Raw genomic sequence first — 24855 nt, forward strand, 5'->3', positions numbered from 1 at the left:
GTCAGACAGTTTATTGTCTGACACCGCCTCTTACGTATGCTTTGATAACTTCCATAAGCTTATGGGGTACATAGGTCTGGGCCGATCTCTTTAGAATTCAGCCAAAACCTCCGTAACCACCACGGTTCTGGCTCTTTTCCTGATATCATGCTCCTGATATTTTATACCAGCCTGATTCCGTCGCTGCTCCCTACTGCACAGGGATCGGCCGATCCAGCTGATACAGCTTCCGGTAGCGCGGATACCGCTCCATCAACTCCTCATGCGTTCCTCTCATTTCAATCCTGCCGTCCTCCATGAAGATAATCTCATCCATCTGCTCCGTTCCGGCCAGATGGTGGGTAACCCAGATCAGTGACTTGCCTGTGGTCGTTTCCATAATCGTCCTCATCAGCTCCCGCTCTGTCCGCGGGTCAAGTCCTACAGCTGGCTCATCCAGAATGACGACAGGTGTATCCTGCAGAAGAATACGTGCAAGCGCCACCCGCTGACGTTCTCCACCTGAGAATCGCTGGCCGGTCTCGCGCATAGGGGTGTCATATCCAGCAGAAAGGCTGGCGATTAACGCGGCAAGCTGCGCCTGCTCTGCAGCCTGACAGATCTCCTCATTCGACGCCTCACTCCGGCCCAGCCGGATATTGTTCGCTACACTGGTATCGAACAGATGCGGGCGCTGATTGAGCACGGAGATGACCTCGGGAATATGGTCTCCGAGCTCTCCTGCTGCCACGCCATTAATCCGCACGGCTCCGGCATCCGGTGTAAAAGCCCCCTGAATAAGCCCTAGAAGGGTGGATTTCCCGGCTCCGCTGCGTCCAATTACGGCAATCCGCCTGCCCTGTGGAATATCCAGCGTGATACCACGCACCGCAGCCTCGGCATTCCCCCCATAGCTGAAGCTCACCTGATCCAGCCGAATATGCGCAGCAGTCGGCTTCACGAAGCCGGCGCCAGCAAGAGCGCTGGCCTCGCGAGCGGCTCGCGGGCGCTCAAGACCCGGGCGCGCAGCAATCGGCTTCACGAAGCCGGCGCCAGCAAGAGCGCTGGCCCCGCGAGCGGCTCCTGGCCGCTCATGGGCCGGCGGCGCGGCTACGGCAGCTACCGGCCGCTCATAGCCCTGCCGCGCAGCTTCGGCGGCTCGCGGCGGCTTATGGGCCGGCCGTGCAGCTTCGGCAGCGTCGCTGGCCTCGGTGGCCTCGGTGGCACCGACGCCGCCGACGGCTTCGGTCGCGTCGGCGACACCGAAGGTATCGGCGCCTTCGGCCGATACGACCGCTTCGCCCGGGCCCGTTGCAGTCGCTTCGGCCCGGCCCGCGGTCCATGCCGCCTCCTCACGCCCAGCTGAGGATATTTCATTCAGCCGGTCTAGCGAGTTCCGGTAACGGGGCAGCTTCTCCACCGCCTCAGACACGGGGAGGAAGACGTCCATCAGCGGGAACACGACCAGCACAAAGGCGGCGATCAGCGTTCCACTCATGCTGCCGTCCGCCGTCTTCCCGGCTGACCAGGACATCATGAGAAGAACGCCGCCCAGAACCACAAGCTGTCCCAGCAGCGCTCTTATCCTCGCCCATCTCTTGAGCGTCCGATCCGCCCTTGTAATCCGGGCTTCATCTGCTTCATAGGAGGCCAGGAAGTCCCTGGTCCTTCCACTGATCACCCAGGTGCCCAGCCCCATCACGGCGTCCGTCAGCTTCTGATACAGCCGGCTGCGTTCCTGCTTCATCCGCTCCTGAGTCCTCGCGGTCATGAGCAGAGATACGCAAGGAAGCACACCAAGCAGAATCAGCAGCAAGCCTGCCGTCATTAGAGCAAAGGCTCCGTCAAACCGGCCAAGCGCAGCAATCACGGCTGCGTACATAACCACCGCAATCGCACCCGGAAAAGCCGTGCGCAGGTATACGTTCTGCAGCTGCTCGATGTCCTCTGCCAGCACGCCCAAGATGTCTCCGGTTCGGTATTGGGAGCGAAGGCTCAGCGCATCCGGCTCCAGCGTGTTATACAGCCTCACCCGCATCCGGGAGACAATGCGGAGCACCGCGTCATGTCCGGCCAGCCGTTCCACATAGTGCAGAACAGCCCGGCTGATGCCGAATGTCCTTACTCCCACGATGGGCACGTACACCAGCAGAATGTTCTCGGGACGAAGCGCCGATTTCGAGATCAGATACCCGGAGGTGAACATCAGCATGGAGGCGGCAGCAGCCGTCAGCACACCAAGGAAGATAATTAGGATGAACCGCCCCAAATGGGCCTTAATATACGGCTTCAGCCAGCCTTCTTGCCTCATGCTGCCCCCTCCTCCTGTTCTTTAACCAGCCCGTAATAGGCGCCCTGCTTCATCAATAATTCCTCGTGGGTACCCACTTCTTCCACCCTCCCGTGGTCCATGACCACGATGACATCCATATCCGGCATCCAGTGCAGCCGGTGGGTCGCAAGAACAACCGTCTTTCCTTCAAAAAGCTCCAGCATCATCGCCTTCAGCTCATACTCGGTCTCTATATCCAAATGAGCTGTCGGCTCATCCAGCAGGATTACTGGGCGATCACTAAGGAAGGCCCGGGCAAGCGCAACCCGCTGCTCCTGACCTCCACTTAACCGCCTTCCCCCGCCGCCGATCATCTCTTTGTATCCACCCGGCAGCCGCTCTACGACTGGACCGAGCCCGGCCGCTTCTACGGCCTGCTTCACTTCATCCAGTGAGGCTCCAGGCGAGTAGAACTTCACATTATCTTCAAGCGTGCTGCTGAAAATATAAGGCTGCTGCGGAATATACATGGTCTGATTCCGCCAGACCGTCTCCGACAATGAAGGCATCATTCGTCCGTCCACTTCCACCGTGCCTGCGCTCGGGCGGAGGAATCCACCCAGCACATCAATCAGCGTGGACTTGCCCGCGCCGCTCTCTCCGATAATGCCGATCTTCATTCCTGCGGTTAACCGGAGGTCTACACCCTCCAGCGAGGGCCCCGCCCCTTCTTCATGGGTCACGCTGAGCCCCGACAAGGCCAAGCTGCTCCGATCCGACCAGCTGTAACCCGGCTCAAGCACGCCCTTCTCATTCAGCTCCTCACTTGAATGGCTGTTAATGATCGCCTGCATGGCTTCTCCAGCCTCCTTGCCGTCCAGGGTAGCGTGGAAGTCTGCTCCTACCATCCTTACCGGAAGGAAGTATTCCGGTGCCAGAATGAGTACAGTTAAAGCCGGCAAAAGCACCATATTCCCGTTAACCAATCGCAGTCCCAGGCTTACCGCAACGGATGCGACCGACAGCATGGTGAAGAAGTCCAGCGCGAAAGAGGATAGGAAAGCGGTGCGCAGCGTCTTCATCGTAGCCGTCCGGTAGCTGCCGCTTACTCGCTCAATGGACTGGCTGTGTGTGCGGCTGCGCCCCAGGAACTTCAGGGTCTCCAGACCACGCAAAGAGTCCACAAAGTGGTTCGACAAGACTTTATAAGTCTTCAACTGACCTTCCGTCTGCTTACGAGCGGCGAGCCCAACCAGAATCATGAAGACGATTAGGATCGGCATCGTCACAGTCAATATGATTCCTGACGATGTATCCAGCGTGTAGATGAAGCCAAGAATCAGCACCGGAGTGAACCCTCCGGCCAGCATACGCGGCAGAAGCAGTTCGATATAGGTGCGGAATTTAGTGACTCCCTCCAGCACGAGGGTAACGAGATTGCCCGTCCCCTCCTTGCCGGCATATCTTGGTCCGAGCTCGAAGAGCTTATTCATCAGCTGGCTGCGCATCCGGGCCCCTGTGAGCTCAGCGAATTTGGCAGCAATAGACTGCTGGAAGTAGACCGTAATCTGACGTACGGTAAAAGCACACAGGAACAATACGGCTGTGCCGTATTGCTCCTGTAAAGGTTCCCCTGCGAACAGGGCGGAGACCGTCTCCGCCAGCCATTTGGCCTGCAGGATAATCGATAGGGTCTGAATCAAGGTCAGGCCGGCCATAGCTGCCATTACCGGCCGTATGCCTCTTAGCCCCAGCAGCTCGCGTCCCATTAGTACTCCAGATGTTCTTTCTCGTGAACCCGCTTGTGGAACACGAAGTAGCTCCAGATCTGATAGCCGAGAACGAATGGCAGCAAGGACAGGGCAACAATGGTCATGACTTTAAGTGAATAATGTCCGGAGGCCGCATTGTCAATCGTCAGACTGAAGGCGCTGCTGAGCGAGCTGACCATGACCCGCGGAAATAGCCCAATGAAGACCGAGGCGATGGACAGGGCAATAACCGTACCGGTCATACCGAACGCCCAGCCATCTCTTTTCCCCGAAATGAACCATCCGGCCAGCAGGAAGGCCGCAAGCCCGAGAACCGCGACAATGGCGAGCAGTCCTCCCCGTACTTCAAATACATCCGTCATGGTATACGTAAGAATCGCGAACAAGACAAGGAGTACGGCCAGCGGAATCAGCGCCGTCTTCGCCTGCTTGCGCGCACGGTCCCGAAGTTCTCCTGTTGTTCTGAGCACTGTGAACAGAAGTCCGTGAACATAGCAGAGCACCACCACCACGATTCCGCCCACCAGTGTATAGAGATTGACCATATCGAAAAGACCGGCCTTCATCTCCATGTTCTGATCAATCGGCAGTCCCTTCAGGAGGCCTGAGAAGACCACACCGAGCAGGAACGGCGGCAGGAAGCTGCCGGCGAAGATCGCGATGTCCCAGGTCTTCTTCCAGCGCTCGGAATCCACCTTGCCGCGGAATTCGAAAGCGACTCCGCGTCCGATCAGGGCAAGAAGCAGCACCACCAGGGGAGTATAATATCCACTGAACATCGTGGCATACCAGTTCGGGAAGGCCGCGAAGATCGCACCCCCCGCTGTAAGCAGCCATACTTCGTTGGCATCCCAGAATGGACCGATGGAGTTAATCAGAACCCGGCGGTCCGTATCACTCTTGGCGAGCACCTGTGTGGCCATGCCTACGCCGAAATCGAAGCCCTCCAGGAAAAAGAACCCGATGAACAATACCGCAACCAGCACGAACCATAATTCATTAAGAGACAGCATGATATTCCTCCTTGCCAAACGGATCATGAGTATGGGCATCCGTCTGTTCTTCTGCATTCGGGCCTTTCTTAATCGCGCGGACGAACAGATAGACCAGCACGGCGGCAAGCGCTGCATAGATCAGGCAGAACGCGATCAGGGAGAACAGCACTTGTCCCGGAGTAACGCTAGGCGAGACACTATCCTTCGTCTGCATGAGTCCGAACACGGTCCACGGCTGTCGTCCGAATTCCGTCATCACCCATCCGGATGTATTTGCAATGAAAGGCAGTGAAATGCTGAACAGCATGGTGCGCCAGTACCACTTGTTAAGACGATCGAGCCGTTTCCTTGCAGCCAGATAGACCCCGTAAGCACTGAGCACGATCATCAGACAGCCTGCGGCAATCATGATACGGAAGCTCCAGAAGGTTGTACGAACCGGTGGAATATAGTTGCCCGGGCCATAGGTCTTCTCATACTGGGCCTGCAGCTCGTTCATCCCTTTCACTTCTCCGGAGAATTTGCTGTACGACAGAAAGCTCAGCAGGTAAGGAATTTTGATCTCGTATGTATTCTCTTTGGTAGTCGGATCAATCGCGGCCACGACGGTCCACCCTGCCGGATCTCCGCTTTTGCCCCACAGCCCTTCACTGGCAGCCATCTTCATCGGCTGCGTCTTAACTAGGTATTGAGCCTGCTGGTGACCAAAGATCGCGGTCAGGAAGGAAGAGACCAGCGCAACAATCACGGCAATTTTGAATGATTTCTTGAAAAAATCCACGTCCTGCTTCTTCAGCAGCTTATACGCGCTCACCCCGGTTATCAGGAAAGCCCCAGTTGCAAATGCGCCCAGCACGGTATGCGGGAATTCCACCCACAGCTGGCCATTGCCGATCAGCGTAAAGAAATCGTTCATTTCCGCCCGGCCGTTGTTGATGGCGAAACCCACCGGTCTTTGCATGAAGGAGTTGGCGGCAAGAATCCAGAAGGCAGAAATGGTCGTGCCAAGCGCCACCAGCCAGATGCTGAGCAGATGCACCTTCGGGGATAACCTGTCCCAGCCGAAGATCCACAATCCAATGAAAGTCGATTCCAGGAAGAACGCGAACAGCGCCTCCACCGCAAGCGGTGCACCGAATACATCCCCGACGAACCGGGAGTAATCGGACCAGTTCATCCCGAACTGGAACTCCTGCAGAATGCCGGTAACTACCCCGACTGCAAAGTTAATCAGGAACAACTTCCCCCAGAACTTGGCCATTCTTTTGTATTCTTCTTTCCCTTTGACCACATACATCGTCTCCATCATCGCGATCAGCAGAACCAGCCCGATCGATACCGGAACGAAGAAGAAGTGGAAAATTGTGGTTGCAGCAAACTGGATGCGTGCAAGTAGTACCGTATCCATTTCTCTCTTTCCCTCTTTCTGAATTTGTTTGTTGTTTGGGTGTTGCTTTCGAACTTGATTGTGATCTTACATTGGGCTTGAATTCATCTTACCCAGGCAAAATGAAGCTGTTCTTGGTGCAGTTATTGCATCACGTTGTGATCCTGGTCACTATTTTCGCAAAAATTATCTTTTGCGCTTGTGATAATTATCACATCCATCAGCTCAATTCAGACAGATTTGTGACAGAAATCACATAATCCTCTACAAAACACAATTAAAATGTTCACATTTGGGAAATAGCCGTAACTCCGAGGAATGCTTGGACTTTCGTCCGCTGTGATCTCCAGGTTTCTTGATTTACTGTATTTCACTGTTGAAATCCGGAGATAAAGCATATGCTTCCGATGCAGCTTTCTTTCAGAAAGCTTGTAGGCGGCCGCTTACGCTCCTTCAGTTCCAAGCTTCCTCTCCGTTACTCCTGCCCCTGTATGCCACTATTTTGAAGCACTTTGTATTAGCCTTTATTTAAAGAAAAAGACTGTCCTCAGCAGATTGAACTGCTTACAGGACAGTCTTTTACCGGGTGATTCCCGATAAATTAAGTTATGAAGCAGGGTGCTTATGCTTATCTCCCCGCTGATCCAGCAGATGCCATATCGCCAGCACAGGGTGGCTCATCAGCATTCGGGGACCTGAGTACCTCATCACTTCTTTTATCTGCAGCCGTTGCTTAGGCTTATAACAATGAACCGGGCACTCCACACAAGTCGACTTCTCTTCCCCGAACTGGCAGAGACTCAGCCGCTTCATCGCATATTCATGCAGCACATAACATTCCCGGCACAGCCGGATAGTGCGTCTGCCATTGTCACAATCATGTATGCGGCTTGCCCGGTCATGGTGGCCGGAGCAGTACCGTCCGATCATGAAGCTTACGGTCAGCTTCTCGCGCCGGATTCTTGGCCCCTTATTCTCAGCCTTACGCACTGGATTCGGCTTTACCGCAGTCTGCTGCACAGGCTCGCCCAGCCGGCCGCTTGCTCCACCTCTTCCACTTGTTGCCTTTGCTCCGCCTAATTCGCTTGTTCTCCGTCTATGCTCCATACGCTCCTCCTGGACAAATTAGTCTAACCTTATCCGCATTGTATCTACTTATCCGCAGGAGTGCTGTGATTGCGCCAACAATCCTCTATGACAATTGCCTGTCATATGGCAAGGCCAGGACATGACCACCGCGTGACCACGGCATATGATCCGGGGTGACTACAGCTTAGGCGTGATCACAGCATGGCTACAGCATGGCCCCAGCATAACAAAGCCGCCTCCCCGAAGGAAGGCGGCCTGGCCCATTACCCGTCTACTTCTTGCCCACTAGTCAGTTGCGAAGATGAAGTCCGTCGGAAGACGGTCTTCCAGCCGGCTACATTCAGCACCAGCAGAAGCCCCATGTAGATATACACTCCGTAAGGAATCTCGGTACTGAGGTAATGTATCCCGGCAAAAACGCCCAGGATCAGCATCAGCGGAATCGTCAGCATGGCTTCCTTCTGCTGGGTCGCCTCGAAAGCCTCCGAGAACGGCAGAGCCTTCCGCAGCACCATGAAGCTGATTAGTGTATACAGCGGCAGCATCAGCAGCACATCCAGCAGATCTGGCAGGATTCTCACGCCGAAGATGGCGAGGAATATGATGCTTTCCAGAATGAACATTGGAATCAGCAGCCTGGCCAGGAAGGCCTTGAGTGTACCCTTATAAATGGGAGCCGTATGGCTGATTGGGGCGATCTGATAGATCCATGCACCCTTATACTGGCCCGAGTATTTCAGCATCATGACGACCGTTGGAACAAGCAGCGCACAGAAATAAATGAACAGATACATCCGGCTTGATGCAATCCCCTGCAGTCCGCCCTCATGGAAGTCCAGGAAGAAGAAGATGAACGGGAAAATAATCGAGAAGCCCAGGGTCGGATACACCTTCAGCTTGAAGTCCCGCTCTGTACTCATCATTTTGGCGGCGAATCGGAAGAAGGTCTCTTCCTCTCGGCTGCCGCTGACCCATTTGGCTATCAGATCGGTCAACCTTCCGCCTGCGCGTCCAGCCCGAACACTCTGATCGGACAGCTTCTGCAGATTTCGCTCAAAGGCCGGCATCATTCTGATATAGATGAAGAGCATGAGCACAGGGACCACAATAACCAGCATTGTGAAAATCAGGTAGTGGCTTTGCCTCGTCCCGTGCAGCAGCGTCTCGAACGGGGAGCCGAACCAGAGGGGGGGCAGGAAGATATGCCACCACTTTGGCTGGAAATGCCCTGTGAGATTCACCAGGTTGAACAGCCGGCTGACCAGCTGATAACCGATTGTAATTGCGATGGACAGGGCGATCTGCACATAGTTGATCATATCCTTGAGCTTCTCCCCGTCGAAGAACTTGAGCACGAAGAAGTAGAGCACCGCGGTAAGCACCACGATCAGAACATCCATCAGAATGGTCTCCACCAGGAAGATCAGGAAGAACAGAACCCCATGATCCACCAGGCCGGCAATGAGCGACGGAGCTGCCAGCGTCCCGGTCACGAAGAACATATAGATGAGGATATGGATCAGCTTGGCCATGTTGATCGTCTTCCGGTTCACCGGCTTGGTGAACAGAATCGTCTTATCCCGAATATCCAGCAGCACCGAGGAGAAGTCCGAGATCAGCGAGGTCATCACCAGGAACATCATAATGCCGAACACAATACTCATTTGAAAAATATAATTATCTCCGTACAGTACGATCGGAACCAGCATCAGCCCCATCAGAGCGTACAGCCACAGCGACCGAATGAAGGAGTTGCCCTCCTCTACATAGGTGAGGCCAAGGCTGGTCTGCCTCTTCTTCCGGCTGTTCCCGCCAGCTACAATGGTCGGGACTCGCCGCCCATCCATGATCAGCTTGATCTGCAGGATGGATCTCATCATGGGATAGTCGACACCCGCTTTCTCGAAGCCCCCCCGAAATAGATCAAGCCCTTTCAAAATCCGGCTTTCTATCATACGGCTCAGGCCTCCTGTACGGCAGCCACGAACGCTTCTGCGATCTGCCTGTGCTCATTGAAGCCGGTGAGCTGATTGAAGATCTGTTCCAGCGACCCTTCCTTGCTCCGATCCTTCAGTTCGCTAAACGTTCCGTCTGCGAGGATCTGGCCGCCGCCAAGCAGGACAATCCGGCTGCTGATCTTCTCAACCACATCCATGATGTGGGAAGAGTAGAAGATCGTCTTGCCCTGCTCAGCCAGCAGGGTGAGAATCTCCTTCAGGACCATTACACTGTTCGCATCCAGGCCGCTCAGCGGCTCGTCGAAGAACAGGATATCCGGGTTATGCAGCAGACTTGAGATAATCATCACTTTCTGCCTCATCCCCTTGGAGTATGAGCTGATCCGGGAGTTATAAGCTTCCTTCAATCCGAAGCAGTCTACCAATCTTCTGGCCTTCTCGTCCGCCGCCTCTCGTGTAATTCCATATAATTCACCGATAAAGGTCAGGTACTCCTTGGCCGTGAGCGTATCGTAGACTTCAGCAATCTCGGGCACGTAACCAATTCTCCGTTTGTAGCTGATATCTCCGCTTGAAATATCGGTTCCCAGGATCTTCACTTCCCCTGTATATCCTTCAACAAGCCCGAGCATGATTTTCACGGTCGTACTTTTGCCTGCGCCGTTGGGTCCTATGTATCCAATAATCTGGCCTTTAAATACTTCCAGATCGATGCCGTTCAGTACATACCTGTCGGAATATTTCATCCGCAGATCACGGATTGTAATTACCGGTTCTCTATTCTCCATCACAATACTCCTCTCACTTACTTCAGACATTTTACCATATTTTCCTAGATACAGATGTCAAACATTTAACATTAAGTTGTGCACTTTCCCGGCCAGGTTGGCGAATTTTGTTATATACCTTTATACTAATCTAGGTTGCTATTAAATAGGAACATAAGACTACCAAGTACTCTTTGGAATGAACGAAAGAGAGAGTTCACCTCATATTACTAAACGGCTTTGGAAATAATAGCAACTTTTCACATTTTTGCGCGTTAATATATTACATGATGAGAAAGGGAGAGTTCTGATCCTGATGCAATCTTTTTGGTCTAAGTCTTATCGGGGCAATAAACCTGCTGTAATTATTGTTCTACTTGTTATCTTTATTCTTGCAGCTTATTTAAGAGTCGATTACCTCCGATCTGTCCAACATACCGTCTCCACAGACTCCAAGCAATACGACATTATGGTCAAGCAGATTCTGGAGAAAGGTGTCTACGGCTACCGAAGCACGGAATCCAATGCTCAGGTATCGCCAGGTCTGCCTATTTTCATGGCGGCTATCTACAAATTAGTAGATTATAAGACCCATGACCCAGCTCCTTACATTCGTTATATTCAGGTCATGCTCAGCCTTATTACCCTCTTTCTCATTTACCGGTTGGCTAGACGCCTGGGCGGGACAACAGCCGGACTCTTGGCTGCCTTTGCAGGCGCCATTTATCCTCCATTCATCTGGAGCAACGGCGCGGTACTCACCGAGGTTATATGTACCTTCTTCCTGGTCTCTTACTTGTACCTGCAGATCATAACGTTCGAGAAGAAGACATGGAAGTGGGCTTTGGCCAGCGGCGCCCTGATCGGGCTTACCGTGCTGACCCGGCCGGAGTTCCTGCCGCTAATCTTTGTATGTCATGCAGTCTACTTCCTCTGGACAAGGAAATGGAAGGATACACTCAAGCTGCTCTTGATCACCTTGATTGGAGCCGGTATTATCCTGTCCCCATGGGTAATCCGCAACATCATTACCATGAAGCAGGTCATTATCGTTGCGACTCAAGTGAATCCATTTGCTGCGGGAACCTATCCTTACAATAACTATTTGGACGGAATGGTAGACCGCCACGGCAAGACCCAGATGGAAGTCGCCAAAGAACGCCTTAAGGTGGGCTTCACCGAGAAGCCATGGCTGTTCCTGAAATGGTACACGATCGGAAAGCTGGATTACATTTACGGGAAAATGTATTTCGGAGCCGGCCATAAGCCTTATTATTCGGTCTTCCCTTATGCGATTCGGAATTTGTTCCATCAGTGCCTAGTCTTATTCTTCCTGGTCGCCTTAGTCGGCACCGCCGCCCGCCGGTTCCGCAGACCCGAATTTCTGCTCGCCTCGACGGTGGTCGTCATGTCCTTGATCCGGCTGCTGTTCGTACCTGAATTCAGATACAACTATACGGCCATGCCGGTTATCATCATCCTGGACTGTGTAATTGGCGTCGCTATCGTTCGGTGGATATACAGCCGCTACAAGGGACGGAAGAATCCCGCTCCGGCTCTGTCCGAGTAAGGCACGCCCCATTTTAAACCTATGACAATATCGGACAAGCACATGAATTTATTCGTGTGCCTCCTTTTCTATTGTCTAAATTCAGAATTTAAAGGAGTACATTTGCTAATGAATTTTAAAAAGGCTACCTTGGTCACTGCCCTCATCATTTCCCAAGTCGCTGCGGCGATGCCGGCAAGTGCTGAAGCTGTCTCCTCCTCGCAGGTCCAGCCCCAGGCAGCGGCCGAGGTACAATCTCTGACCTCCACATCACCTGTTACACTTGAGACTACTGGAACAACAAGCACGACCGGATCCTCTTCTTCTATCGAGGGAACCAAGCAGGTTCCAGCAGTTAATTCAAGCAATCAGCCTTCCCAGAACGTCGTCGCTCCATCATCGTCACAGGCTGCCCCGAAGGATCAGACATCCGGTTCCCCAGCCACTACTACAACACCTGCAGACGGCCAGGGAAATCAAGGAGGCAGTACTCCCGCGGATGGAACCAGCACACCGGATTCCGGAAGCAGCACTCCTGGCGGCAGCTCACAGCCGCCAGCCGGCGGAACGCTCACGATTCCAGACCCTGCCTCCAGTCCGGCAACTCTCGCTCCTGCAGCGACCAGTAATGGGCAGCTCATTCTTTACATGGACAGCAGCAGAATGGAACAGGATGGCCGGGTCTATACGGCCACGCACCCGATGACGGTGAAGAAAGGCGTCTCTTATGTCGGTATCCGTTCCCTGGTCGACCGGGTTGGTTACCAGATCGCTTATGACGGGAAGACCAAAGAGACCATCATTACTTACGCAGGAAATGAACTCAGATTCAAGACTGGCAGCAGCCTCTACCGGGTCAATGGAGTCTCCAAGACGATGCGGGGCGCCTCCTATCAGGACAAGAATGTATTCATGGTTCCACTGACTGCCATTACACAGGCACTCAATATTCCTTATACCGTCAGCGGGAAGAAGGTCATTGTACAGCTGTCTACCAAACCAGTAGCCACCTTCTCTGTACAATCCGGTGAGATTGTTGCCGGCCAGACGGTGCTTAACTTTGTAACCAAGAGCTACTCTCCCAAAGGGTTGCAGATCGTGAACGAGCAATGGGTGGGCCGTCCCGATCAAGATACGTTCCAATCGGCCGGTACTTATCCGATCACTTACTCTGTACAGGATTCCAGCGGGCAATGGAGTGCGCCATTTACTTTAAATATCAAGGTAGTTAACCCTAATCTTCCTCCGGTAGCCCAATTCGTCACCGACAAGACCGATTACAAAATGGGTGAGCTCGTAACGGTTACCGATCAAAGTACAGATGACGAAGGCGCGATTACCGACCGTAAATGGACGAATAAGCAGCTTGCTTACTTTACTCCAGGGCCTCAGACCATCTCGCTTACGGTTACAGACAAACACGGGGCTACGAATACGATCGAGAAGACGATCAATATTACCAGTGAGACCCTATATACAGAGGATCAATTCTACAAGCTGTTCACACCGGTCGGACAGAACTTCCAGATCAACGGCGCAGGTGTACTGAACTACGACAAGATTCCATTCACTTACACGACTGAGCCGTATACCCTGTTCCGTGATAGCGGACCGGAATCGGTAACAAGTGAAGGCATTCTGTATCAGGACACCATTGTAGGTCTAACCCGCTTCATGATCCATCACCGCAACCGTCTTGGTGAGAAAGCCAAGGTGTATCTGGTTGCCAAGAATATGGATTCCCAGAGCGCTAAGATTGATTACCTCAGCTATGGTACTGCCGGACCTAACCAGCACCCAGAACTGACAGGCCGCTTGTCGGTACAGCGTTATTTCGAGAACTATCAGACTGGCAGCAAGCAGAAGACGGTTAACCTGGCTCCAGGTGAGTCCCGGGTGATCTTCGAGGACCTGAGCGCAACCGCCCTCAGCCAGGAAGATGTCATCTCCCTATTCGGGGATTTATACAGTGATTCACAGGTCCAATATACCGTCATGATTGTGAAGGCCAATAACGATCCAATCAAGGCACTTACGACCCTGCCAGCGCTGGATCCCAAGGAGTCCATCATTCGGGGAACCTTCGCGGATTCCACTCGGGTCTTCGAATATGGTGAGCTCGTTGGCAAGACGAATATGCGGCTTAACCTGACCGATAACACGGCAGATCCGTTCCAGACAGGTACCGATGGAATCATGGGAACTCCAGCTACGAACTCCGGCAACTACGGGGTATTGTACAAAATTATTCTGCACCGCGTGGCTCCTAACACCCTGATTACATTCAATCCCCGCGGAGGCTTATACATGGGTGCCGCCATGGTCAACGGCAATGTGGTCAGCTTCTCCCACTCGGGTTCGGTTAACGTACCGAACCAGACCAGCGTCCTCTACAGAACGAAGGATTATGAAGAGAACGTAGAGATCTGGATCACTCCTTCAGCGGGAAGCAATATGCCGTTCACGCTGCTGTTCATGCCGATGCCGCCTGCGAAGCAGCAATAAAGGCTGAATCTTAATCATCTCCATATCATGATCTCATTGTATTGCCTTATTCCTAAGTAACATGACCAGCCGCTCCCATTCGCATTGACCTGCGAATGGGAGCGGCTGTTTTGTGTAGTCTTATCGGGGCGGGAATCCTTCTATGCTTATGAAGCAACAGTCTGCTTAATTAGTCGGACTTCCGGTATGCCCGAGGCGTCATTCCGGTAACCTTCTTGAATACACGGCTGAAATATTTCTCATCCTGGAACCCGACCATCGTCGAGATTTGCGACAGTCTGAGGTCCGAATTCTTCAGCAGCTGCTTCGCCTTATCGATTCGCAGATTTGACAGATAGTCCGACAGATTCTCGCTGGATACCTGCTTGAATTTGCGGGAGACATTCTCTCGGCTGATGAAGAACCGGTCTGCAATGTGCTGCAAAGTAATCTCCTGATGATAATTAGTATGGATATATTGTTTGATGTCTTTTACCAGCTGACTGTCCAGCTTCTTCGAACCTACGAACTCACTTGAAATCCCGAATAGAGCATTCTCAATCTGGTCTCTCCAGTATTCCATGGAGAAATTCCCGGCTTCGTCATAGGGCAGTTCCAAACGCATCAGTGGCAGCTCGGATGGCAAACGCTCGCTGAACAGTTCCTTTTGCCAGCGGAGCACTTCATCCGCAAATTCCTCATGCCAGCTCTCCAGCTGCTCGGCCGTAATCACCTGCATTCCGCGGATATGAAGATACCACTCGTGAACCGCCTCTTTAATCTTCTCATGAATGCCAGACATGACGTAGAATTTGAATTTCTCCATGTATGGGATAAAAGGGCTTTGAATCTCATCCTCCCCGCGCCGGGGCCGAAACTCATGAATCCGCTGGTCCCTATGAAGAAGATTCCGTCTTCTGAGCGCCTCTTTCGACTCCTCAAATGAGAACTGGATCTCTTCCGGAAATGCATGGGCGCTGCCCCAGCCGATATCGAACTGAACCTGATAGGTCCGCTGCATAGCTTCATTGATCTGCCGAAGGCGTTCATGAACCAATTGGTCTGTACCGTAGAATAAGAGAACCACATCCGCTCCTGAATTCAGATACCGGAACGCATGTCCGCAGCCGCCTTGTGCAAGCACTTCATTACACACGTTCACGGTTACGTAGGAAGCCAGCTCCCGATCATCATGAAGCCGGTTCAGAAACCGGCGGTTCACGGGATCCAGCGACAGCACCGCCACTCTTACCTGCTCCGTGCTTCGCCTGATTCCCAGCTCCTCCTCAAGCCGCTGCGGGTTCAATTTGGGGTAGGGAATGGCGCCTGAGACAAAATCGGTAAGCAGCTTATCCCAATAGACAGGGCGCAGCACATTCAGCTGGATTTCCTGATCAAGGGAACGGATCCATTCCTCCTCCTCCTGCCTCCACATGTTCAGCGCACGCTCTGCGGCCGCAACAAGCTGCTTGCTGTTGAGCGGCTTCAGCAAATAATCTGTACCCCCGTACATAATAGCGGGCTTCACATAATTGAAATCCTGATAACCGCTAATGACAATGGTCTTGGACCGCGGAGAATTCTCCTGGATCCATTTCAGCAGCTGCGAGCCATCCATTAATGGCATAACCATATCCGTGAAGATAAGTACCGGCCGTTCGGACTGGATAATTTCAATGGCTTCTTTCCCATTTCCAGCTTCATAGACATCCTTAATGCCGTAATTCTCCCAAGGAATGAAATAACGGACCGTTTCCCGCACATGCATCTCGTCGTCAACGATTAAAGCCTTCATAAGTCCCTCCTTCATCATGATCCTCACGCAGCTTCACTATAGGGAAAGCAAGAGTAACTGTGGTTCCAACATATTCATTGGCCGAGATGCCAATCCTGGCTTCTTCCCCGAAATATAATTGCAAGCGGGCCAGTACATTACTTAGCCCGATACTCTCAGATGACTTATTATCCTTACTCATAATAGCGCTTTTAATTATCGGTATTTGATCTGCCGGAACCCCCGCTCCGTTATCCGATACCGTAAGGATCAGGCCTCCGGAATGACTCATTGCACTGCTGATCATGATCCGCCCGTCCTTGATGCCTTCATTGAACCCATGCTTGAAAATATTCTCCACAACAGGCTGCAAAATCATCTTCGGAACCACAATATGCCGGGTATGCTCCGCAATATCCAGCATGACCGTGAGATTCTCTTCTCCGAAGCGGCCCTTCTGAAGCAGCAGGTAATTCTCCACGTGCTCAAGCTCCTCCTCCAAAGTAACCTCCGTCCTGCCTGTAGCCATTGTATAGCGCATCATGCTTCCCAGAGAATAAATCTGATCGTACACCTTGGGCGCATTGTATCTGAGGGACATCGACCCAATGGACTGCAAGGCATTGTATAGGAAATGTGGATTGATCTGTGCCTGCAGCGCCTTGAGCTGATTCGTCTTGTTCGCAAGTTCCAGGCGATACTCGGTTAGTATCAGATCATTAATAGTCTTGGTCATGGCTGTCATTTTCCGGGCCAAGGTACCGAACTCATCTTCGGCTTCCATATCGATCTTGGCATCGAGCTGACCGATCTGTACCTTTTGCGTATAGGAAATTAATCGTTTGATGGGTGTGGTGAACCGGAATGATATCCATACTGCCGCAAGCACGCCAATAATCAGAAAAGCCAGCCCAATCCACGCATTAATCTCAGTTATATGCCCGGCGTCACTGTACAAATTATCGTACGACACCAGCTTGATGAGCGCACCCGTGAAGAGTGGGCCCGTAATCCGCTTGAAGAATACAATTCCGCCGAAATCCTTATCATCCCAGTAAAAATAACCTTCGTTCTTGTCAGCAGGGAGATCGCTCCATCCGGCAGCCAGTTGGCTAATGTTCCCACCCTCCTCTGAAGTATATATCACTTTCTGATCCTCATTGACCAGATAGAACTTGTCCGTACCCGGTGTGAACATGGATTTCGCAATTTCACGAAGTTCATTCAGCTTGAAATCGATGGACAGATTAGCCATCACCTCGTTACTCGGAGTCCGGTAGATCGGATAATGGACGCTGAATACTTCCGTGCTCTCTGATTTCAGATTCGGAATGACGTGCTTCAGCCCATATCGGTGATCCAGATGGGTTGGTTCCAGAAATGGCCGGTTTCTCCCGGACTCATCCTTTAAAGGGACGTAGCTGGGGTTCTTCTCTCTGTGGAATACCCCCTTAATCAGCGAGTTGGATTCATGATTAGCCCGAATGTACAGGTGAATCTGATAGATATCTTGGTTCGACTGGAACAGGTTATAGAGCTGACTGGCAATAATATCCCGGTTATCTGCTAACTCTGGGCCCGTATCCGGCGGATCGGAGGGCCTGGTATTCTGAATAATTGTGAACAAGGAGCTTGGTAGATTGATTCCGCTGTAAATCGATAACACCAACTGGTTAATTCCGCCAAAATAGTTGGAGAGGTTCGTACCGCCAAGGGCAAGCAGCTTGGTGTTCTCATTAATCGACTTCTCTGTCACCGACTCCTTCGTATACAGATAGGAGGCGGTCAGTGAGATACCTGTTGGAAGAACGACGGCGAGCAGAAGCAGCGACATCAGCTTGGTTCGAATGCTCATCTTTTTGAACACCTTCCACCCACCTTTTTTTCCCAACATATTATCAGAACTCGGCAATATATTCCACCACTAATACCAAGAATGGGAAGGTTGGAGGGTAGCTCCATGTAAGATGATCTGGACCTGAGGATCAGAGCCTAGTGAAGGAGAACTATTAGGAGAGACAAGAATGGGTCTGCATAAAGCATGAGGAGGTTTATACCACGCGGACGTTATCAGTTCAACGGCTGAAAAATAACTCTACAAACTAAAAGCTGCAGCCCTCTAGTTGAAGGCTGCAGCTTTTATGTCGGTTGAGAACGCCGGAAGAGCCGGCTATTCGTCCTGCTTGCTTACGTACTCATTCGGAATATCTTTGCCCTCTGCGTTGTGGTTCTTGAACTGGCTGAGGCGGCCTGCTCTAAGCTCACCGCCGCGCACATCACTTACGCTTTGGCCGTTATTATCCAGTCCCTTAAAGGTCTTCGGGTCGTTCTGCTCCGGATGTGTCATGTCTGCTCTCCTTCTTCACAAATTCGTGCATCATGACTGTATAATGCCCTTGTCCGGCAGAAATCATGCGTCTATTCCTTAATCGTTACGGTGACTGGGGACCATTCAGCGGTCACAGTCTGTCCATGAACCGAGACGCTGCCTTCAGGCGTCAGGTCCTTCTCGGTCATAATTCCAAGCGCAATCGTGAATTGGTTGAACTTGATCGGCACTTGTCTTTCTCTACGTATTTCTTCCCCGTTCAAGTAGAAGATGACCTCATCATTACCTCGGTTATACGTGATTTTGTACGTATTAAACTCACGGGCCTTGAAGTTGGTATCTTCCTTGAAGATGCAGAAATATTTGGTCTTATCGCTCTCCGGCACCTGCACCCCTGGGAACGGAAGCACGGCGTAGACACTTGCATACTTATCATTGCCTGCGAAGAAATCCAGTGCAGCGCCCGTTGTAAAGTCCAGCAGATTCACAGATACGTATCCGTCATACAGATCACCCGGGGCTGTTCCCTGTGTACGGGAGCGGATTTGCAGCTCAAAGCTGACTTCACCAGCTTCCGGCACCTTAATCTGTTCTACGGAATAATACATATGCTTGGCATTATCCAGGATCTGAATATGATTATTCTGGCGGCTGAGCGGTGCACGTACATACAGAATGCCATTGCGCACAATAACTACAGCTTCCGGCTCCCGATAGGCCCAGAACGAGCCGTCCGGCAGCTTAAAGCCGCCTGTTGTCCAGACCTCGCCCTCAGACAAGATCGTATGAAAATCTCCGATAACCTTTTGGTTGTCCATATTGTTGATATCTCCTCTTACGTTTATTGACCCTATGGAGTCTGGCTGGTCAGCTATAACTAATGGATCAGGAAATGAGGCCTTGCAGGAGCAGCGCCGCACTCATGACCGCTCCGCAGCGAATGGAGGCCTTCATGGAGGCTCCCATTAGCGGCAGATATGCCGGAGAAGGATTATGCTTCCCAAGCTTCGTGTAGGCCTGATACAGCGGAATCGCTGTGATTAGGGCAAACAGCCCGTACACAGGGAGTGCTCCATCCGCGACACATACCAGAACGGATGCATAGGCGAGATAGAGGAGTGCTTTGGAGAAACGCAGAGCTCGCTCCTCACCCCAGACTACGACCAGGGTATTCTTCCCCGCCTGTCTGTCCGCCTGCCAATGCAGGAAATGATGATTGAACAGGACGAGCGTGGTCAGCAGCCCTACGGGAAGGGACAACAGTACAGAGTGAACACTCATCTCCCGTGTCTGTACATAATAGGCGCCCATGACCGGCAGAATGCCGAAGGAGAGCAGAATCGCAATCTCGCTCATTCCTTTTCCCCTGTAGCCGAATTGAATAGGCGGGGCTACATAGAAGTATGCGATGAGGCCGCCAAGCCCTGCAAATACAAGAACCGGCCAGCCGCTGTACAGTGCAAGTGCAATCCCGCATACAGCAGCCAGACCGAGCATGGTCCAGGTTATGGAGGCAAAGGTTCGCTCGGCCATCACTCCACCCGATAGAAAACCTGAATTCGTGCTTATGGCATCAGGGGTATCCCGGGCTACAGTATCCGTTCCGCTCCGGTAATCCCATAGATCATTAACCATATTTGAGAATAGGTGTGCCGCACCCGCCCCAATCAGGGTAATTACAAAGAGAAAAGGATGAAATACTCCTTTCCATACAAATGCCCCAAGTGCCCCCAGAATAACAGGCACTAGCATGACAGGTATAACCTGAAATCGGGATGCCTTCTTAAATAATGTCCACTTGTCCAACTGTGGTCATCCCCTTTCTAAAACAAAATATGATTTATTTCACACTCCCAATTATACAGGAATGAAATTATTTTTGAAAAAGAAAATATGCGTCTAAAGACCAACTTACCATGACAAAAGAACTATATCGTATTAAAATAATAAGACTGATTACCGATATAATTGGTAACTGCCTAAAATGATATAACTCTCTCTCATATAGTGATCCAGAACATAATTTTACATACTTACAGGGGATTGGAGAAAACTGATGACCATCTTAACAAACTCTATCATTGCAGACCTGATTCCGTTCCTGTTCCTCTTCTATATGGCCGTAGAAGTCTTCTTGCGTCAGCGAAGTAACCCGCTTCACCAGTTGACCATGATTCTGATCTTCTCCTTGGGGCTTATCTTTCTTTTTAATTTTTTGACCTATCAATCCCCTTTAGGCACCGAGGCCAATCTGTATGCATCGCTTCGGTTCATATTCTCGTTCCTGACCATGTCGCTTTCACTTTACTTCTTCTGTGAAATTGGCCGGCTTGGATCTAGAGCCGTGATCAGGCATACGCTCTGCCTTCTGCCCATATTAGGCATATTGTTTGTTATCCTTCCCTTTAACGGCAAGCCTGCCATCCACATTGCAGAAATTAACCATGTACGCACTACGGAGTTCAGCGGATTTTTTATGATCGTGCTTGTGCTCTTGATCTTGTATGCCCTGACCGTTCTGCCTGTCATTATCCTTATCGCCAACCATAAGAATCGTAAGAACAAGCTGCTGATCCAGGAACGCTACCGGGTACGTGTCATCCTAACCGGCTCCACAATGACCGTAGCGCTGCTGGCGACCTTATTGATCATCAACCAATTAGTCAAAAATACCGGGCTTCATCTGTTCGATTCCCTGTCCAGCTATTGTGTATTTCCGTGGATCATTGCGGTTCGTTACTCGATGGTTCGGTTTGACTTCCTGGCTTCGGCTGGCCGGCGATATGAACTACTCTTCGAGTTATCCCACAACGGGATTGCCCTTCTGGATGAGAAAGGGATCATCGTGGAGACGAATCAGGCCTTTCAAAGCCTGCTCGGATATGATCCCAATAAGCTGAAAGGTCTTCCCTTTCACACGCTGTTTCCCGAGGGAGAAGCTGATCGATTAGTCGCACTCTATCCGGATTACTTCCAGAATCTGAAGCCGTTCCACACCGAAGGTGAGCTTAAGCACCTGGACGGCTCGCTGAAGTTCGCCGAGATTCACTGCGACTTTCTGGAGACGAATGGAAAGGTGCTCTCTTTTCTCGTTACTCAGGATATTACCGCCCAGAGGAACACCCAGCGTGAACTGACCGAGCTTGCCTACCATGATACATTGACCGGTCTCGGGAACCGGAGACTTCTGCAGGATCGGATGACGACCACGCTGGGGGAAATTCATTTCAAGAACAGCAAAGTGGCAATTATCTTAATCGATCTCGATCAGTTCAAGTGGATTAATGATACTTTGGGTCATTCCTCAGGAGACCTAATGCTGCAGCAGGTTGCCAAGAGCCTCAGGAGCCGTCTGCCTCAGAACTGTGTCATCACAAGGCTTGGGGGCGATGAATTTGCTATCATGATCGAGGATTTAAGAGAAGAGTCAGAAGCGATGGATTACTGCAATGTACTCATTGATGTCTTCAAGGAGCCCTTTGCGGTAGCGAACAAGCTGTACACGGTTACAGCAAGTATGGGAATCAGTATTGCGCCGCGGGACGGTACCGAGATAGACACCCTTCTCCAGAATGCGGACATGGCCATGTATGAAGCCAAGAAAGCGGGACGCAATCAGATACATATGTTCAACAAGGACCTTCAGGAGAAGGCTGACCGGTATCTTGCCGTCTATAACGGACTCTCCAAAGCCATCGCTAATGAAGAGCTCAGCTTGCATTATCAGCCCCAGATTGATCTGCTGACCAAGCGGGTGCATGGTGTAGAGGCGCTGCTTCGCTGGACCAGCCGGGAGCTGGGCCCAGTCTCGCCAGGGGAATTTATCCCGGTGGCAGAAGATACCGGGCTTATTCTAGCCATTGGTGACTGGGTTCTCAGCGCCGCCGTTCACCAGGCGAAATATTGGGTGGACCGGGGCTACAAAAATTTTGTGGTGTCTGTCAATATCTCCGCCCAGCAGCTCAGAGACCCGCAGTTCGCGATGAAGGTTATTGATCTGCTCCAAACCGCCAGACTTCCAGCTCGCAATTTGTGTCTGGAGATTACAGAGAGCACGGCGATCCTAGACCTGGATACTTCACAGCGGCTGTGCCGGGAATTAACCGATCTGGGGATTACTTTGGCGATGGACGACTTTGGGGTAGGTTACTCCTCGCTGAGCATGCTGAACAGTCTTCCGCTCCATTATCTGAAGATCGACCGGTCACTGGTCACGAACATCGCAGTCAGTCAGCGGGATTCAGCTGTCGTAGGGACCATCATCGAGCTGTCCAGGAACCTGGACATGAAGGTCGTAGCGGAGGGGATTGAGACGACCGAACAGCTTCGCATTCTGGAGCAGCTGGGCTGCCATGAGGCACAAGGCTACTTGTGCGGAAGACCAATGCCCGCAGATGATTTGACCCGATTCCTGGAAGGCAAGTAGTTATGATCTGATCGCACTCCGGCTTTGGCTTGGAAGCAGACAATTAAAGGGACAGCCCCACTAGCCATAAGTATGGCCTAGGGGCTGTCCCTTTGTCATAAATTATTAGAATGTATGCCTTGGCTTGTCCTACCAGGCGTAGGCACGAGGCGCCTCGGCTCCAGGACCCGGGAAGATTTCGTCCAGCTTCTGCAGAGCGGCTCCGTCCAGCTTGATCTCTACCGCACGCAGGGCATCTTCAAGCTGATCTGTCGTCCGTGGCCCAATAATTGGCGCAGTCAGGGCAGGATTATGAAGCGTCCATGCCAATGCCACGTTGGCCTCGGATTCGCCAAGCTCCTTACATAGAGCAGAGAACGCTTCCAACTGAGGGCGAAGCGATTCAATCCGTTCTTTCTGATGCGAGGTCCGGGTCCCTCTATCGGACTTCAGTGCGCTTCCGCCGAGCATCCCGCCATCCAGCGGACTCCAGGCTATGACGCCGATCCCCAGGTGCTCTGCGGCAGGAAGAACCTCAAGCTCCGGCAGACGGCAGAGCAGGCTGTATTTATGCTGCTCTGATACAAGGCCGAAGAAATGGCGAGACTTGGCAGCACTCTGGGCCAGCGCGAGATCCCAGCCAGCAAAATTGCTGGAGCCCACATACCCGATTTTCCCTTGGTGTGCTGCAACCTCAAAGGCTTCCCACAGCTCTTCCCAGCTGGCGCTGCGGTCTACGTGATGCATTTGGTAAAGCTCAATATGATCGGTCTGAAGCCGGCGCAGCGAGCCTTCAAGATGTCTGCGGATTTTGTAAGCCGACAGTCCCGCCACATCGTTCGGGCCATCTGCCTTGTCACTCATCTCCCCATATACTTTGGTTCCCAGGATTACTCTCTCCCGGCGGCCTCCACCCTGCTTGAACCAGCGGCCGATAATTTCCTCGGTACGTCCGGCATTCTCGCCCCAGCCATACACATTGGCCGTATCGAAGAAGTTAATTCCGGCTTCCAGAGCCATATCCATAATACGAAAAGCATCCTTCTCGTCTGTATCCACGCCAAAATTCATCGTCCCAAGACATAGCCGGCTTACCTTCATTCCACTTCTACCCAGACTCCGAAACTCCATATTCTGCACGCTCCTTCTTGATAGTAGATTTATACATGACCTATTATATAGAGCCTAAGAGCCATATTCAAAATTTAATATAGCGCTTACATCGTCTTCTCCATATATACAAGCTCGACTTCTGCGGCAAACCCGGCTTCCCTCAGAACCGCAACTAGCTCGGTATGACTTTCTTTAAGGTTAATGACTACCTTCTTGGCATTCCCTTTACCCGGATCGAACACCTGACCCAGCATATACTTGTAAATTTGCAGGCTGCTGGCCTGTTCGGAATGAACTTCGCACTGGTAGAGGGCGATGGATACGAGCTCGCCTTGCGGATTATAGTTATGTCTGAATATCGCGTAGCCCACCGGCTCACCGCCGAGATAGACGATTAGAGATTGCCCGCCCTTCGCACTCTGCCACTGGGTCTGCCAGGCGCCTGCACGGTTATAGAATGGAAGCCTGGATGCCGCGATCGGCATATCTATAATCGTAGTGAAGGAGGAATCAATGCCGGGTTCCGTCTCCAGATAGACCGGGTTCATCGTGCTCATATGCAGAAGCTTGTCCTTAATCACATATCCGAACTTCTCATACAGCTTAATAGCCCCTTTGTTCTGGACAAAAGCCTCCAGTGTAGCCTGGTGAACTCCAGCCTCAAGGTATGCCTTCATACTCTCTTCCATCAAAAGTTTGCCCAGACCCCTGCCCCGGTACTCCGGAGCAATTCCGATGCCTCCGTTCCAGCCAGTTACCTGGCCATCTGCAGAACGAACCCCATTGAGATTAATGCCAATCGGCTTATCTCCGTCCAGCATGATGTTAGATAAATCCAGCAGCAGGTCTTCATTCGTTAACCTGGTCACGAAAGCCTGTAAAGGCATGGACAAATTCACATAATACCCCTCAAATCCTTTTTCCCAAGCCTCCAGCACGATCTTCATCGGTACCTCATGCAGCCTCTTGAATGTAACCATGC

Annotated in this window: 17 protein-coding genes; 3 read left to right on the forward strand and 14 right to left on the reverse strand. The window is 51.8% G+C overall.

Going from position 1 to position 24855, the window contains the following annotated elements; all coding sequences use genetic code 11:
- Positions 1–190 precede the first annotated feature (190 nt).
- The 7 genes from EJP77_RS07200 to EJP77_RS07230 all read right to left on the reverse strand — a co-directional run bounded on the left by EJP77_RS07200 (position 191) and on the right by EJP77_RS07230 (position 10240).
- Entirely contained in the window at positions 191–2290 is a 2100-nt protein-coding gene (locus EJP77_RS07200; RefSeq protein ID WP_127198543.1) for an amino acid ABC transporter ATP-binding/permease protein, read from the reverse strand.
- Entirely contained in the window at positions 2287–4020 is a 1734-nt protein-coding gene (gene cydD, locus EJP77_RS07205) for a thiol reductant ABC exporter subunit CydD (protein ID WP_127198544.1), read from the reverse strand. Before cydD ends, EJP77_RS07200 begins: the two co-directional genes overlap by 4 nt.
- On the reverse strand, positions 4020–5036 hold the full coding sequence (gene cydB / locus EJP77_RS07210; protein WP_127198545.1) for a cytochrome d ubiquinol oxidase subunit II: 1017 nt from the start codon (positions 5034–5036) through the stop codon (positions 4020–4022). Before cydB ends, cydD begins: the two co-directional genes overlap by 1 nt.
- Positions 5023–6426, reverse strand: a complete 1404-nt coding sequence (locus tag EJP77_RS07215) for a cytochrome ubiquinol oxidase subunit I (RefSeq protein ID WP_127198546.1) — start codon at positions 6424–6426, stop codon at positions 5023–5025. The genes cydB and EJP77_RS07215 overlap by 14 nt, the downstream gene beginning before the upstream one ends.
- Before the next feature lie 585 nt (positions 6427–7011).
- A complete protein-coding gene (locus tag EJP77_RS07220) occupies positions 7012–7512 on the reverse strand; it encodes a nitrous oxide-stimulated promoter family protein (RefSeq protein ID WP_127198547.1) in 501 nt (166 codons plus the stop codon).
- A 245-nt stretch (positions 7513–7757) separates the two neighbouring features.
- Positions 7758–9449, reverse strand: coding sequence for an ABC-2 transporter permease (locus tag EJP77_RS07225; RefSeq protein ID WP_127198548.1), 1692 nt, complete (start codon positions 9447–9449; stop codon positions 7758–7760).
- A 5-nt stretch (positions 9450–9454) separates the two neighbouring features.
- Positions 9455–10240: an ABC transporter ATP-binding protein gene (locus EJP77_RS07230; protein WP_127198549.1), complete on the reverse strand. Its 786-nt coding sequence runs from the start codon at positions 10238–10240 to the stop codon at positions 9455–9457.
- Positions 10241–10535: 295 nt separating this feature from the next.
- On the opposite strand from EJP77_RS07230, the gene EJP77_RS07240 reads away from it, so the two are divergent.
- Positions 10536–11789, forward strand: a complete 1254-nt coding sequence (locus EJP77_RS07240) for an ArnT family glycosyltransferase (RefSeq protein WP_127198550.1) — start codon at positions 10536–10538, stop codon at positions 11787–11789.
- Positions 11790–11897: 108 nt separating this feature from the next.
- A complete protein-coding gene (locus EJP77_RS07245; RefSeq protein ID WP_127198551.1) occupies positions 11898–14273 on the forward strand; it encodes a stalk domain-containing protein in 2376 nt (791 codons plus the stop codon).
- Between the two features lie 169 nt (positions 14274–14442).
- Here the strand turns inward: EJP77_RS07245 and EJP77_RS07250 are convergent, their stop codons facing one another.
- The 5 genes from EJP77_RS07250 to EJP77_RS07265 form a co-directional block, all read right to left on the reverse strand.
- Entirely contained in the window at positions 14443–16047 is a 1605-nt protein-coding gene (locus EJP77_RS07250; RefSeq protein ID WP_185897225.1) for a response regulator, read from the reverse strand.
- Entirely contained in the window at positions 16028–17881 is a 1854-nt protein-coding gene (locus EJP77_RS07255; RefSeq protein WP_246021778.1) for a sensor histidine kinase, read from the reverse strand. The genes EJP77_RS07250 and EJP77_RS07255 overlap by 20 nt, the downstream gene beginning before the upstream one ends.
- A 315-nt stretch (positions 17882–18196) precedes the next feature.
- The gene (locus EJP77_RS20605) at positions 18197–18373 is read right to left on the reverse strand and encodes a hypothetical protein (RefSeq protein WP_185897288.1); all 177 of its coding nucleotides are present in this window, start codon (positions 18371–18373) and stop codon (positions 18197–18199) included.
- A 71-nt stretch (positions 18374–18444) separates the two neighbouring features.
- Complete coding sequence (locus tag EJP77_RS07260) at positions 18445–19173, reverse strand: DUF6081 family protein (RefSeq protein WP_127198554.1); 729 nt, start codon at positions 19171–19173, stop codon at positions 18445–18447.
- Positions 19174–19240: 67 nt separating this feature from the next.
- Positions 19241–20161: a prenyltransferase gene (locus EJP77_RS07265; RefSeq protein WP_127198555.1), complete on the reverse strand. Its 921-nt coding sequence runs from the start codon at positions 20159–20161 to the stop codon at positions 19241–19243.
- A 250-nt stretch (positions 20162–20411) separates the two neighbouring features.
- Between EJP77_RS07265 and EJP77_RS07270 the strand changes: the two genes are divergently transcribed.
- Complete coding sequence (locus EJP77_RS07270; protein ID WP_127198556.1) at positions 20412–22781, forward strand: sensor domain-containing protein; 2370 nt, start codon at positions 20412–20414, stop codon at positions 22779–22781.
- A gap of 129 nt (positions 22782–22910) precedes the next feature.
- Here EJP77_RS07270 and EJP77_RS07275 read toward each other — a convergent pair whose 3' ends face one another.
- Both EJP77_RS07275 and EJP77_RS07280 read right to left on the reverse strand, forming a co-directional pair.
- Positions 22911–23891, reverse strand: a complete 981-nt coding sequence (locus EJP77_RS07275) for an aldo/keto reductase (RefSeq protein WP_127198557.1) — start codon at positions 23889–23891, stop codon at positions 22911–22913.
- An 86-nt stretch (positions 23892–23977) separates the two neighbouring features.
- Complete coding sequence (locus EJP77_RS07280; protein WP_127198558.1) at positions 23978–24853, reverse strand: GNAT family N-acetyltransferase; 876 nt, start codon at positions 24851–24853, stop codon at positions 23978–23980.
- Positions 24854–24855: the final 2 nt, after the last annotated feature.

Origin of the sequence: Paenibacillus zeisoli (assembly GCF_003994465.1) — a bacterium.
Classification (GTDB): Bacteria; Bacillota; Bacilli; order Paenibacillales; family Paenibacillaceae; genus Fontibacillus; species Fontibacillus zeisoli.

What these genes read in the sequence shown, in the direction of transcription:
- EJP77_RS07200 (WP_127198543.1), bottom strand. Translation starts at nt 2,290, where the DNA reads ATGAGGCAAGAAGGCTGGCTGAAGCCGTATATTAAGGCCCATTTGGGG.
- cydD (WP_127198544.1), bottom strand. Translation starts at nt 4,020, where the DNA reads ATGGGACGCGAGCTGCTGGGGCTAAGAGGCATACGGCCGGTAATGGCA.
- cydB (WP_127198545.1), bottom strand. Translation starts at nt 5,036, where the DNA reads ATGCTGTCTCTTAATGAATTATGGTTCGTGCTGGTTGCGGTATTGTTC.
- EJP77_RS07215 (WP_127198546.1), bottom strand. Translation starts at nt 6,426, where the DNA reads ATGGATACGGTACTACTTGCACGCATCCAGTTTGCTGCAACCACAATT.
- EJP77_RS07220 (WP_127198547.1), bottom strand. Translation starts at nt 7,512, where the DNA reads ATGGAGCATAGACGGAGAACAAGCGAATTAGGCGGAGCAAAGGCAACA.
- EJP77_RS07225 (WP_127198548.1), bottom strand. Translation starts at nt 9,449, where the DNA reads ATGATAGAAAGCCGGATTTTGAAAGGGCTTGATCTATTTCGGGGGGGC.
- EJP77_RS07230 (WP_127198549.1), bottom strand. Translation starts at nt 10,240, where the DNA reads ATGGAGAATAGAGAACCGGTAATTACAATCCGTGATCTGCGGATGAAA.
- EJP77_RS07240 (WP_127198550.1), top strand. Translation starts at nt 10,536, where the DNA reads ATGCAATCTTTTTGGTCTAAGTCTTATCGGGGCAATAAACCTGCTGTA.
- EJP77_RS07245 (WP_127198551.1), top strand. Translation starts at nt 11,898, where the DNA reads ATGAATTTTAAAAAGGCTACCTTGGTCACTGCCCTCATCATTTCCCAA.
- EJP77_RS07250 (WP_185897225.1), bottom strand. Translation starts at nt 16,047, where the DNA reads ATGAAGGCTTTAATCGTTGACGACGAGATGCATGTGCGGGAAACGGTC.
- EJP77_RS07255 (WP_246021778.1), bottom strand. Translation starts at nt 17,881, where the DNA reads ATGAGCATTCGAACCAAGCTGATGTCGCTGCTTCTGCTCGCCGTCGTT.
- EJP77_RS20605 (WP_185897288.1), bottom strand. Translation starts at nt 18,373, where the DNA reads ATGACACATCCGGAGCAGAACGACCCGAAGACCTTTAAGGGACTGGAT.
- EJP77_RS07260 (WP_127198554.1), bottom strand. Translation starts at nt 19,173, where the DNA reads ATGGACAACCAAAAGGTTATCGGAGATTTTCATACGATCTTGTCTGAG.
- EJP77_RS07270 (WP_127198556.1), top strand. Translation starts at nt 20,412, where the DNA reads ATGACCATCTTAACAAACTCTATCATTGCAGACCTGATTCCGTTCCTG.
- EJP77_RS07275 (WP_127198557.1), bottom strand. Translation starts at nt 23,891, where the DNA reads ATGGAGTTTCGGAGTCTGGGTAGAAGTGGAATGAAGGTAAGCCGGCTA.
- EJP77_RS07280 (WP_127198558.1), bottom strand. Translation starts at nt 24,853, where the DNA reads ATGGTTACATTCAAGAGGCTGCATGAGGTACCGATGAAGATCGTGCTG.